Origin of the sequence: Geotalea uraniireducens Rf4, assembly GCF_000016745.1 — a bacterium.
Classification (GTDB): domain Bacteria; phylum Desulfobacterota; class Desulfuromonadia; order Geobacterales; family Geobacteraceae; genus Geotalea; species Geotalea uraniireducens.
The window spans coordinates 3,220,384-3,233,323 of record NC_009483.1 but is presented as its reverse complement, the minus strand read 5'-3'; the positions used below and the strand labels follow the sequence as shown (position 1 = coordinate 3,233,323).

The following is a 12,940-nucleotide window of genomic DNA, read 5'->3' as shown; positions in this document are numbered from 1 at the left end:
GGAGCCGGTGAGTGAGCCGGGAGATACGAACAGGAGGTCCAATGAATATCAGGGTGTTGTTGGTGGACGATCATAAGATCATGCGGAAGGGATTGAAGGCCATCCTGGCGCTGGAACATACAATTGAAGTGGTGGCTGAGGCGGCCAACGGTCGGGAAGCGATCCGCAAGGCCGATGAGCTCCTCCCTGACGTGGTCGTCATGGATCTGACCATGCCGGAGATGAATGGCATCGAGGCGATACGGCAGATCGTGGCGGCCCATCCCGATGTCAGGACTCTTGTCCTGTCGATGGTTCTGGATCGCGCCTGCGTAATGGAAACTTTCAAGGCGGGCGCCACAGGCTATCTGCTCAAGGACTGTGCCGTCGAGGAACTTGTAGGGGCCATCCATACCGTGGCGTCGGGGGAGCCCTACCTCTGTCCGCAAATCACCTCCCTGGTCATCAGGGACTATACCAAGGGTGCCGATGCGAATTCCAGCGATTCCTGCGTCCAACTCTCCAAACGGGAACGGGAAGTACTTCAGCTCATTGCCAACGGCAACAGCACCAAGGAGATCGCGTTCACATTCGGAGTCAGCATCAAGACCGTCGCGGTTCAGCGTATGAGCGTCATGAAGAAACTCAACTTGTTCAACGTAGCGGATCTCACCAAGTACGCAGTTCGCGAAGGGTTGACCTCGATCGAATAAGGACGGCCCTCTGTGGCTGCCCTGATCGGGCAGCCACACAGCGTTGCCGTACCCATCCCCCCCTCCATACTACTTTTTCCTATTCATAGCGTAAATCATTTTGCATTGGTTTTGCGTAATCCTCCTATTTATCCATATGTCGGCGGGCCGAAGAGAATATTTAGTTTCCATCCGGAAACGGTGCTTTTTTGCCCTGGCGGCGTCAATCTTCGGGCTTGCTTGTGCGGCGTACCGATGTACGCCTCCGCGCAATCCCTTGATTTCCTTGCCAGGACGAAAAATCCCTCGTTTCCGAATTGGAAACCAATAGTGTGATAGATGCAAAATGGTCTTTTTACCAATCGGATACGAAAGGAGTCGGGAAATGAAATGGTTCTACAATCTGAAAATCGGCAAGAAACTCGTCATTGGCTTCACATTGCTGGCCCTGATAGCCGTGGGTGTCGGCGTGTTGGGGATTCTCAAGATCAATGAGATAGAAGAATCGGCTTCGGCAATGTACAAGATGAACACCGAACCTCTCATGGTGCTGCTCGATACGGCGGTACCGTTTCAAAGGACTCGCGTGAACCTGCGGGATCTGATTCTCGATAAAACCATCGAGGAGAAGAACAAGCGTGTGGCTCTCATCAAGGAACTGGATAAGGAGGTCGACGATGGGCTGGCAACCTTTGAAAAGACAGTGAAGAACGCGGAGTTGAAGAAGGAGTACGAATCCCTCAAGGGTCTGATAGCTAAATACGAGCCTGTTCGGGAAAAAATCATAACCCTGGCCATGGCGGACAAGGATGAGGAGGCCGTTACCTATATGCGCAGTCCGGAAGCGGCCGGGCTGGCCAAAGAGCTCGAAACCTTGATGGACAAGTTGGGGGATATGAAGGTTGAACTTGCCAGGAAGAAGGATATTGAAAACGAAGCCGAGGCCCGAAAGGCCGCTACGCTGATGCTGACGATCCTCTGCTTCGGGGTGGCTGTTGCGATAGGTCTCGGCTTGTTCATAGCCCGCATCATATCCCGGCCTCTCCGGGAAGCGGTGGAGGTCGCCAACCGCTTGGCCGCCGGTGACCTGACGGTAGTGCTTGAGTCAAACACCAAAGACGAGACGGGCCAGTTACTGGCCGCCATGGGGAACATGGTGGAGAAGTTGAAGGATGTGGTCGTCAACGTGCAGTCCGCGGCCGACAATGTGGCTTCCGGCTCTCAGGAGCTCTCCTCGGGCTCCGAGGAGATGAGCCAGGGCTCTTCCGAGCAGGCGGCCGCCGCCGAGGAGGCGTCGTCCAGCATGGAGCAGATGAGCTCCAACATCAGGCAGAACGCCGACAACGCCCTTCAGACCGAGAAGATCGCCGTCAAGAGCGCCTCCGACGCCAGGGCAGGCGGCAAGGCGGTCGAGCAGACGGTCCACGCCATGAAGGATATCGCTGGCAAGATTGGCATCATCGAGGAGATCGCCAGGCAGACGAACCTTTTGGCCCTGAACGCGGCCATCGAGGCGGCGAGGGCCGGGGAGCACGGCAAGGGGTTTGCTGTAGTGGCGAGCGAGGTGAGAAAACTGGCCGAAAGGAGCCAGAAGGCGGCCGCGGAGATATCGGAGCTGTCCGCCTCCAGCGTCGATGTGGCGGAACGGGCCGGAGAGCTCTTGACCAAGATGGTGCCGGACATCCAGCGGACCGCCGAACTGGTGCAGGAGATCTCTGCCGCCAGCCGGGAGCAGGATACCGGCGCCGAGCAGATCAACAAGGCAATCCAGCAGCTCGACCAGGTGATCCAGCAGAACTCCTCTGCCAGCGAAGAGATGGCCTCCACGGCCGAGGAGCTCGCTTCCCAGGCCGAACAGCTCCAGAGCGCAATCGCGTTCTTCCGGGTGGACGAACAGGGGCGGGGTGCGATGGCCGGTCTGCCTGCACAGGCGGCAAAGCCGGCAACGAAGGCGGTCCGCAGTGGCAAAGTCACACAGATCACCCATCTGGACCACGGCGCGGCGATGAAAAAGGCGGTGGGCGCAGAGGGGGTGGCTTTCAATATGGGTGATGCCGCCATCGATGACCAGTTCGAGAAGTTCTGAGGAAGGGGCATCCATGTTAACACGAAAGTAGTCAACACCGCGCCGGAGGCGAGCATTTTGCAGCGGGTGGCCGGAACAGAACGACGGAGAAGTCAGCATGAAAGTTAAGCACACTCGGCGAAGAGTGTTTCGTCCGGGTTACCCTGGGTGAGGACAAAGACAAGTTTTTTGGGGGGGGAGCCGGCTGTCCACCCCTGAAATTTCCTGAATCCTCGCCTCCATGCCGGTTAGCGCAGGCTCCTCGTTTCGTCGGTTTTTGACAGCAGGTAAATGCCTGTTAATATAGACAGAGCGGAACGTGGTTCATCCTGACCGTCATTTTCCCGGTCGATTTCTGGTGAACAGCATGAAAATATCGTGGCTTATTGCCGGGCTGATCTTCGCTGCGGGCGTTGTTGTTGCCGGCTTGGCTTTGATGTACTATCTGCCGCTGGATATGCGGGACCGCTCTCCGTTACAGCCGCTCGCTTTCAGCCATAAGGTGCATGCCGGCGACAACGGCATCCATTGCCTCTTCTGTCATCGCTACGCCCCTGAGTCACCCGTTGCCGGCATCCCGGCGGTGGCGGACTGTCGGGCCTGTCATCTGTTCATCTCCCCTGACGCACCGGAAATAAAGAAGCTGATGTTGTACTGGGAAAAACGGGAGCCAATACCCTGGGTCAGGGTCTACAGCCTGCCGGATCACGTCTACTTCCCGCATATGATGCACATCCGCGCCAGACTCTCCTGCACCGTCTGCCACGACGAGGTGGCCGCCATGGAACGTGTCGCCCGATCTGCCGAGCTCAAGATGGGGTGGTGCCTGAACTGTCATCGACAGCACAAAGCCAGCATTGACTGCTGGACGTGTCATAAATGACTTAAATCCTTCAATTCTGCCACGGAGACACAGAGACTCAGAGAGAAACCATGAGTAATTACAAGAGGTTGGTCTTTAAAATTTATGAATGAACTTAAAGATTCAGGTTGTCAATTCTAAAGAAATCTCTGTGATCCCTCTGTGTCTCTGTGACTCTGTGGCAAAGATTGTGGAATCTGAAGTGTGAGGCCGCTATGAAACGGCGAACATTTTTGCAGCTCAGTGGCATGACGGCCGCCGGTACCGTGCTTTCGGGGTGCCAGTCGGGAAACGAGAAACTGATTCCCTACCTGGTCCCGCCCGACGAGGGGGTGACACCCGGTAAAGCCGATTACTACGCCAGTTCCTGCCGGTTCTGCCCGGCCGGCTGCGGCATCCTGGTCCGGGTGTCCGAGGGGCGGGCCAAGAAAATCGAGGGGAATCCCGCCCATCCGGTTAACAGGGGAAAACTCTGCGCCATGGGGCAGGCCGTTCTGCAGGAGCTTTACCATCCCGACCGGGTGCCGCAGCCGCTCAAGCGGAGCGGGCCCCGCGGTTCGGGCGCATTCACGCGGATTTCCTGGGAAGAGTCGCTGGAACTGCTTGCAGGCCAACTCAGGGCACTGCAACGGGAAAAGGCAACCGACCGTCTGGCTCTGGTGACGCCACAGCTGAACGGCACCCTGGTGGAGTTGACAACGCGCTTCATGCGCGTCTTCGGCTCGCCCCATCATCTCTCCTTTGATCTCCTCGGTCCCGATTGGCTCCGCACGGCCACCCGCCGGAGCTTCGGCCAGCCCGGCCTCCCCTGGTACGACGTGGCCGAGACCCGTTATCTTCTCAGCTTCGGTGCTGATTTCGTGGAGCACCACCTGTCGCCGGTCCAGTACGGTTACGCCTTCGGCCGGATGCGCCAGGGGCGGGATACGGTCCGCGGTCATTTTACCTACGTCGGCGGCAGGATGTCACTGACCGGCGCCTCGGCCGACCGTTGGATGCCGGCCCGGCCGGGAAGCGAAGGAGCACTGGCCCTGGGCATGGCCAGGCTGATCCTGGCCGAGTCTCTTTCCGACGCAGGTTCCCTTGCGGTGAACGGGCTCCAGACGGAGAAACTGCTGAGGCGGCTGGAAGCGTACGATCTTCCCCGGGTGGCGGAACAGACCGGCCTGCCGCAACGGATAATAGCCGAGGTGGCGCGGGAGTTTGCCACCACCCGCCCGGCGCTGGCCATGGCCGGGGAGACGGTTGCCTTTCAGAGCAACGGCCCGGATGCAGTCCGCGCCGTGCAGATGCTGAATCTGCTGGTGGGGAACCTGAACCGGCCAGGAGGGGTCTATCCGGACGGAGGGTCGCGCGTGGGCCCGGAAAACTCATTTACCGAGCTCCTTTCCCTGGTCGCGGCGATGCGCGATGGCCGATTCCGGGTGGCCATGATCCACGGTGATCCGGTCCATGCCATTCCACCGGCCACCGGTTTCCAGGAGGCACTGGCCCGAGTGCCGTTCATCGTCAGCTTCTCCTCACTGATGGACGACACTGCACTACAGGCCGATCTGATCCTGCCGGACCACGCTGCTCTGGAGAGCTGGGGAGACGTGATCCCGCTGGCCGGCACCCGGGATAGGGTGATCGGGCTGATGCAACCGGTGGTGACGCCCCTCTTTGACACCCGCCAGTTCCCCGATGTGCTGATGGCTATGGCCGACAAACTGGGCGGGAAGACGGCGGCGTTCCCCTACCAATCGTATCAGGAGATGCTGAAGGGGACGATGGAAAAGCGGGTCGGCCGTGCGGCGCGGAGGGATTTCGAAACGGTGTGGGTGGAGCTCCTCCGGCAGGGGGGGCTCTTCGAAACTCGCCAAGGCCAGGAGAAGGGGTATCGCCGGGCACCCGGTTCATCCCTCCCCAACCCGGCCGAACCCAGGTTTGCCGGGGATGAGAAGCGGTTTCCGCTGCATCTGCTGGTATATCCCTCTATCGCTTTTTATGACGGCAGAGGCGCGCCGCTTCCCTGGTTGCAGCAGCTCCCCGACCCGATGACCACCGTGGTCTGGGATAGTTGGGTCGAGATCAACCCCCGCACCGCCGCAGAGATGGGGATCGGCTTCGGCGACCTGGTGGAGGTAACCTCTCCCCAAGGTGCGATGCGTCTGCCGGCGGTGATCTACCCCGGCATCCGCCCCGACATGGTGGCGATCCCTCTCGGGCAGGGGCACCGGGGGATGGGACGCTATGCCCGGGGCCGGGGTTCGAATCCCCTCGTGCTGCTGGCGCTGATAACTGACGGAACGGAGACCCGGCCGGCCTGGCACGCCACCCGGGTGAGGCTGACCCGGATCTCGGAGAAGGGGGAACTGGTGACGGCCGGGCATCCGCAGGGGAGCTACCGGAGCGAGCTGATCGAGATTTAAACCAACGGATATTCAAGAAACCTTTGAACCGCAAAGACGCAAAGATGCAAAGGAAAGCAAAGGAAAGCAAAGGAAAGCAAAGCAAAGGCGAAATGCTTTTCGCCTGATTTTGTGCCAAAGCAAAGACTTTGTCTCTGAAAAGTATTTGTCTTTTCTTGCGTACTTTGCGTCTTGAGCGACTGAAAGGAGCGGGCGGTTCAGAGATTTTGTTTGCCAAAAGATAGAAGGTCATATGGAAAAAATGACGAGTCCATACAAATGGGGAATGGTCATCGACCTCGACCGCTGCACCGGCTGCGGCGCCTGCGTAGTCGCCTGCCAGGCTGAGAACAACGTGGGGCTCTGTGATAAAAAGGAGATTGCCGAGGGGCGCGACATGCACTGGCTGCGCATCGAGCGTTTCTGGGTGGGGGAATACCCGGACGTGCGGGTACGCTTCCTGCCGGTGCTTTGCCAGCACTGCCACGATGCCCCCTGCGAGCCGGTCTGCCCGGTCTACGCCAGCTACCATAACCCCGACGGCCTGAACGGCCAGGTCTACAACCGCTGCGTCGGCACCCGCTACTGCGGCAACAACTGTCCATATGCCGTGCGGGTTTTCAACTTCTACCCCCATGATTGGCCGAAGCCTCTCGACAACCAGCTCTCTCCGGACATCACGGTGCGCTCCAGAGGGGTGATGGAAAAGTGCACCTTCTGCGTCCAGCGCATCCGCCGGGCCAAGGAAGAGGCTAAGGGGGAAGGACGCATGGTCCGCGACGGCGAGGTGCAGCCGGCCTGCGCCCAGACCTGTCCGGCCGAGGCAATCGTCTTCGGCAACATGGCCGATCCGCAGAGCCGGGTGGCGCGGCTCTCCCGCAGCCCCCGCCGCTTTAGGCTGCTGGAGCATCTGGGTACGCACCCTTCGGTCTATTACCTCAAGGGAGGGGGCAGGGAGCATGTCTGAGTCCCATGAGTCATATTCGTCGCATGAGTCCCATAAGACCAATGGGACCCATGCGACTAATGAGACCAAAACCGTCGGACAGCTGAACGACGAGCTCCTCTCCTCGCTGCGCCCCCCGACCCGGCGCTGGTATCTGCTCGCCTTCTTTCTCGGCGCAGTGGTGGCCTGGGGCCTGTTCGCCTTCACCTGGCAGGTGACGCACGGCATGTACGTGACCGGCAAGGACCGGCCGGTCATGTGGGGTTTCTACATCACCGGTTTCGTCTTCTGGGTCGGGCTCTCCCATTCCGGGACCATGGTCTCGGCCATCCTGCGCCTCTCCCGGGCCAACTGGCGCCGGCCGATCCTGCGTGCCGCCGAGGCGATGACAGTTTTCTCCATCACCGTGGCCGGCCTCTTTCCGCTTATCCACCTGGGGCGCAACTGGATCTTCTACTACCTGATACCCTATCCCAACCAGCGGGGGCTCTGGCCCAATTTCCGCTCGGCGCTTCTGTGGGACGTTACGGCGATCACGAGCTACATCATCGGCAGCAGTATCTTTCTTTACCTGGGGATGCTCCCCGACCTGGCGGTGGTCCGGGACCGTTCGCACGGCTGGCGGAGGAAACTGTATACCGTCCTGGCCATGGGGTGGCGGGGAACGGCCCGCGAGTGGGTGGTCTACCACCAGGCCTCGACCCTGATGGCGGCCCTGATCATCCCGGTTGCTGTCTCGGTGCACTCCATAGTCGCCTGGGACTTCGCCGTCACCGTGGTCCCCGGCTGGCACAGCACCATCTTTCCCCCTTATTTCGTCATCGGAGCCATTCTCTCCGGGGTGGCCGCTGTGATCACCCTGATGATCATCATCCGTCGCGCATTCCACCTGGAGGAGTACCTGACCCCGCTCCACTTCGACAACATGGGGAAGATTTTGCTGGTCATCTCGCTCCTCTGGTCTTATGCCTACTTCGTCGAGGTCCAGACCACCTGGTACGCCCATGAACCGATCGAGTGGGAGGTCTTCAGCTTCATGGCAAACAAATATACCTTCTTGCTGCTCTTGATGCTTGTGGGCAACTCGTTGCTGCCGATCACGGCAATGTGCTTCAAGAGGCTGCGGCGTTCCATCGGGGTGATGCTGTCTGTTTCCCTGCTGGTCAACGTCGCCATGTTCATCGAGCGTTTCCTGATCATCGTGCCATCGCTTTCCCACAAGAACATGCCGTTCATCTGGGGGAGCTACCGCCCCTCGTGGGTGGAGATCTCCGTCAACATCGCTGCTCTGGCCGGCTTTGCCCTGCTTTACACCTTCTTTGCCAAGCTGTTTCCGATTGTGGCGGTGACCGACGTGCGGGAGCTTGAAGTTCGCGAGGCTCGTGTCCCGCTTGGCCGCGCCGAGGTGCCGACTGTCGCGGGGGAGGAATAGTCATATGGAGATCCTCGGGATTTTCAGGGATATCGAGAGTGCGGGTAGGGGGGTGGAGGGGCTGCTCAGGGCAGGGTTCACGGAAGCGCAGATCACCTCGCTCACCTCCGTTTCCTATCCGGACGGCGTGCTGGTTAAGACCGACCGGCGTTCGTGGTTCCGCTGGCTGGCCCTGGCCGGAGGCATTGTCGGCGTGGTCGCCGGTTTTCTCCTGGCCGCCGGCACCGCCTGGCTTTATCCGGTGCAGACCGGCGACAAGCCGATCATCGCCTTTTACCCGACCGGCATCGTCACCTTCGAGTTGACCATGCTCTTCGCCATTGTCGGCACCATGGTGGGGATGTTCCTGGAAATGAGGCTTCCTCCCTTGGGAAAACGCCTCTATGACCCGGCAATCGCCGAGGGGTGCATCGGCATAAGCGTTACCGCCCACGCCGGCGGAGAGATTGTGGCATGCGGGCGCGGAACAACGCCGGGAGAGTGCATTGGCACCATCGCCTCCGTTCCCGTCAAAGAGCAGAAAAGCCTGGCGGAGGAGATCATGAGGGAAGCCGGCGCCATCAGGCTCATCGCAGAGGCGACGCTATGAAAGGCATTGCGAAACTGGTCATTCTGGCCGCTGTACCTTTGCTGACGGCGGCCCTGTGGATGGACGAGCAGCCTTCCTACAAGGCCTATAAGGCGCCGGTTCCGGCCACGCCCGCAGGCAGCGTGCCGATTTCCGGCAAGGAGATCGTCTCGCGAGAGGCCGTGCTGCAAAATCCTGTCGCCCCGACTGCCGCATCAATTGCGCAGGGCAAAACGCTCTTCGATATCAATTGCGCCATGTGCCACGGCCACACTTCGGACCGGCGCGGCCCGGTCGGGCTAAAGCTCTCTCCTCCTCCGCCCGGCCTCGACCATGACCTGCTGCAGAGCCTGAGCGACTCCGATATCTTCAAGGCGACCACCTTCGGCTTCGGCCGCATGCCCCCATTCCAGGACAAGCTTATGCCGCGGGAGCGGTGGAGTCTGGTCAATTTCCTGCGGACCCGCAAATAGGAGGGCCGGGTTTCCTCCTGCCTGCACGGCCACCTTGATCTGGTCGGCCTATGGATTTACGGGCGTCAAGATTGGGGCAAATTATTTTGTCTTTGTTATTAAGATAAGTTATAGTGACAAAGTTAGGTAACGACGCCTGCTTGTGCATCGAAAGACTTTTTCGTTTTTTTGTCGCTGTCTGTATTGCGTTGAGTCTCAGGATACCCCTCACGGATATGACCATCAAATTCTCTATTCAGACAATCAGGTTTCTCATCATTGCACTCTGCCTTCTGTTTCCAACCTTTGCCGCTGCCGGGGTGATCACCAGGGATACGGTCTGGCAGGGCGAGGTTGCGCTTCAGGACGATATCCTGGTGCCGGCCGGCGTTACCCTGATCATCAGGCCGGGGACGGTTGTCCGGGTGGCCACGTCGGAGAGCACCAAGACCGATCCCGAGTACATGTCGCCGCTTACGGAGATTACGGTGCGGGGAACCCTCAAGGTTGAGGGGACCGCAAAGTCGCCGGTGCTGTTCAGCTCAGCCGGGGAAAATAAGGCTGGGAACTGGGCCGGTATCATCGTTGATGGCGGCCGCGCCGACCTCCGGTCTTGTCGGATCATGCATGCCGAGTCTGCCCTTTATGTCGTTGACGGTACGGTCCATCTGGCAGATTCGGAACTCAGGGGAAACCGTTACGGAATTACCGCCTTGGGCGCAAAGAGCAGTCTGACGGTTACTGCCTGCCTGATTACGGACAACGACTACGGCCTCTTTCTCTATAAGGAGGCAAAGGTTGACAGTCGTGACTGCACAGTCAGGGACAACCGGAAAAAGGACTTTTATACGGGCAGTTTCAGGGAACACCCCGGAGAGAGGTCTTACACAAGCGGAGCGGGGCCGGCAGTCGCCCGGATTTATGGGGATGAGGTGCTGCTTGGCGATACCATTTGGCAGGGGCGGATAGAGGTGAAGGGGATTATCCGGGTGCCGGATGGAAGCAGGCTTGTGATAATGCCGGGAACAATCGTCGAGTTCGGGAAGAGGGATACCAACGGTGACGGCATCGGCGAAAACGGTCTGTTGATCCAGGGGCTCCTGCTGGCCAAGGGGAATGCCAAAGCGCCGATCATTTTCCGCTCCGCCGGGAAAACCGGGCGGCAGGGGGATTGGGACGCCATCAATATCATGAACAGCGATGGGGCCCAGAACCTGCTGGAGTATTGTCAGATAGAGGACGCCTATCGAGGACTGCATTTTCACTTCTCCAACGTGGCGGTCATAAGTTCGGTACTGAGAAACAATTACCGGGCGATCCAGTTCCAGGAATCGACGGTGACAATGCGCGGTAACTGGCTGTACGGCAATAAAAGCGGTATCCAGGGAAGGGATTCCGAGGTGGATTTTGCCGGCAATGTCGTCAGTAACAACTACCTGGGGGGAAATTTTTTCCGGAACGACATTCAGGTGAGGGGCAACAGGTTCCTCAGAAATCTGAAGGAAGGTCTGCGGCTGCGGGAAGGCGCGGCGGTCGTGGAAGGGAACCTGTTTGACGGCAACCGGTTCGGGTTGCTGGTGGCTGACGCCTATTACGGCAGTTTTGGCCGTAACGTTATCACCAATAATACCGAAGCCGGTTTTTCTCTGAAAAATGCGGACAACATAGAGATCACAGATAATTTTATCGGCAATAACGGCATTAACGGGATGAGCGTTCAGGATGTAAGGGCCGGCATCAGGGGGAACCAGATTGCCGGTAACGGCGAACGCGGCATGGGAATTATATCTTTTTCCGGGTTGATAACCGGTAACAATTTCGTCCGCAACGGTCTCTACGCCATTGATCTGGAAGGAAAAAACGACGTGGATGCGCCGGCAAACTGGTGGGGCGGGGCGGATGCGGAGCGGGTTATCCTGGACCGCTCTGATGAGCCGATGCGTGGCAAAGTCACCCATGACGGTGCAATGCAGACGCCGCTACCCTACGTATGGCCGCTGCGGGATGTGCTTGTTTCCACCACCTGGGAAGGGGCGATCGTCGTGACCGGCAAGCTTGATGTTGGAAAAGATGCGACGCTATCGGTCCTGCCGGGAACAAAGATTAAGTTTGCAGAAGGCGCCGGTCTGGCAGTCAACGGCAAACTTCTCGCCAGGGGAGAAAAAACGCGTGAGATCACGTTTACCTCGTTGCAGAAAAAGGAAGCCGGCGCCTGGGATGAGGTGTTGCTGGAGCATGCCAACAACAGCGCCATTGCCTACGCGGTCTTTGAGTACGCAACGTGGGGGGTTCACAGTCACTTCACCAACCTGTCCCTGTCGGATAGCAGCATCCATGGCAACTACGGCGGGATGCGCTTCCGCAGCGGTCCGGTAACGGTCACCCGTTGCCTCTTTACGGACAACACCATCGGCATCCGTTCCTACATGGGCAACGGCATCTTCACTGAAAATGTCATCACGAGGAATGAAACCGGTGTGTTCGTCAGAGAAAAGGGGGGCGGGCTGACCATCAGCAAGAACAACCTGTTTGCCAACAGCGGCTACAATATCAGGGTCGGCGATTTTAACAATGAAGACGTGAACGCCAGGGAGAACTGGTGGGGCGGGGGAGATCCGGCCGAAACCCTGTTCGACGGGCGAAAAGAGCCGGGAATCGGCATCATCCTGTATGAGCCGTTCCTTCAGAAGCCGATATCCGCAGGTCAGGCGGTGGGACAATGAAACGGCAATGGTTGGCCGTCATAATGATTCTTGCCGTCGCAGCAGCCGCAGTTTTTGACTGGTCCAACGCCTTGGCCGGCGAGACTTTCGTCCTGCGCGGCAAAGTGCTGGATCCGGCCGGCCAGGGGGTCGAGGGGGCCGAGGTTTTCATTTACGACAGCGCAAAGACCAGGCGCCCCGCCGAATTCATTACCCCCAAGACGGACCGGGACGGACAATACGCTATCGAGCTGCCGGTGGGGAGATACTGGGCTGTGGCAAGGGTCAGGCAAGGTGTGAAGTTCGGTCCGCTTTTGCTGGGGACCAGGCATTCCGGCGAACCGGTGGTGATCGAGCCCCCTGCGGAGCGGGTTGCAGAGCAGGATTTCACTGTTGCCGATATCCGGGAAGTGGCCCGGAACAAGCACCGAACCAGGGATGACCATGTGAAAATAAGCGGCCGTGTACTGGACGGCAGCGGCGCGCCGGTTGCAAATGCTTACGTGATTGCCCATCGGGGGAAAGAGATAGCGCAATTGCCGGATTACATCTCAGGCTGGACGGATGAAACAGGGCGTTATGTCCTGTATCTCCCACCAGGCAATTATTTCCTTGGCTCGGCAACGGTTTTTCCACCGGGTCGGGCTGTTTCGCCGGGCAGGGCTCTGTCCCTGGTTCCCGGCAAAATAGATATGGCAATTGACGTTGAAATAACATTAAAATAAACGCTATGGCAGGTTGTGGCGGTGATACGCAGGCAGCCGAAGAATTGGTGCTTGCCGTTAACGGTTGCACGCGGTACTTTAAGAAAAAGCTGTTCGTGGTCGCACCGTAGATTCGGAATGAAAGGTT

10 protein-coding genes are annotated in these 12,940 nt (G+C 58.9%); all 10 read left to right on the top strand.

Annotation, left to right across the window (positions count from 1 at the left end; translation table 11 throughout):
• The first annotated feature begins 41 nt into the window (after window positions 1–41).
• Window positions 42–692 carry a response regulator transcription factor gene (locus GURA_RS14140; RefSeq protein ID WP_041245468.1) on the top strand — a complete coding sequence of 217 codons (651 nt, stop codon included), beginning with the start codon at window positions 42–44 and terminating at the stop codon, window positions 690–692.
• A 364-nt stretch (window positions 693–1,056) separates the two neighbouring features.
• Entirely contained in the window at window positions 1,057–2,757 is a 1,701-nt protein-coding gene (locus tag GURA_RS14130; protein WP_011939629.1) for a methyl-accepting chemotaxis protein, read from the top strand.
• Window positions 2,758–3,103: 346 nt separating this feature from the next.
• Window positions 3,104–3,619: a cytochrome c3 family protein gene (locus tag GURA_RS14125; RefSeq protein WP_011939628.1), complete on the top strand. Its 516-nt coding sequence runs from the start codon at window positions 3,104–3,106 to the stop codon at window positions 3,617–3,619.
• A 194-nt stretch (window positions 3,620–3,813) separates the two neighbouring features.
• Complete coding sequence (locus tag GURA_RS14120) at window positions 3,814–6,009, top strand: molybdopterin-containing oxidoreductase family protein (RefSeq protein ID WP_011939627.1); 2,196 nt, start codon at window positions 3,814–3,816, stop codon at window positions 6,007–6,009.
• Window positions 6,010–6,241: 232 nt separating this feature from the next.
• The gene (locus tag GURA_RS14115; protein ID WP_041245466.1) at window positions 6,242–6,955 is read left to right on the top strand and encodes a 4Fe-4S dicluster domain-containing protein; all 714 of its coding nucleotides are present in this window, start codon (window positions 6,242–6,244) and stop codon (window positions 6,953–6,955) included.
• Window positions 6,948–8,366 (top strand): NrfD/PsrC family molybdoenzyme membrane anchor subunit, encoded by a 1,419-nt coding sequence (gene nrfD / locus GURA_RS14110; protein ID WP_011939625.1) that lies wholly within the window; start codon window positions 6,948–6,950, stop codon window positions 8,364–8,366. The genes GURA_RS14115 and nrfD overlap by 8 nt, the downstream gene beginning before the upstream one ends.
• Window positions 8,367–8,370: 4 nt before the next feature.
• Window positions 8,371–8,955 carry a quinol:electron acceptor oxidoreductase subunit ActD gene (locus tag GURA_RS14105; RefSeq protein WP_011939624.1) on the top strand — a complete coding sequence of 195 codons (585 nt, stop codon included), beginning with the start codon at window positions 8,371–8,373 and terminating at the stop codon, window positions 8,953–8,955.
• Window positions 8,952–9,407, top strand: coding sequence for a c-type cytochrome (locus tag GURA_RS14100; protein ID WP_011939623.1), 456 nt, complete (start codon window positions 8,952–8,954; stop codon window positions 9,405–9,407). The genes GURA_RS14105 and GURA_RS14100 overlap by 4 nt, the downstream gene beginning before the upstream one ends.
• A gap of 215 nt (window positions 9,408–9,622) precedes the next feature.
• Window positions 9,623–12,109 (top strand): right-handed parallel beta-helix repeat-containing protein, encoded by a 2,487-nt coding sequence (locus GURA_RS14095; RefSeq protein ID WP_041245465.1) that lies wholly within the window; start codon window positions 9,623–9,625, stop codon window positions 12,107–12,109.
• Window positions 12,106–12,813 (top strand): carboxypeptidase-like regulatory domain-containing protein, encoded by a 708-nt coding sequence (locus GURA_RS14090; RefSeq protein WP_011939621.1) that lies wholly within the window; start codon window positions 12,106–12,108, stop codon window positions 12,811–12,813. Before GURA_RS14095 ends, GURA_RS14090 begins: the two co-directional genes overlap by 4 nt.
• Window positions 12,814–12,940 lie beyond the last annotated feature (127 nt).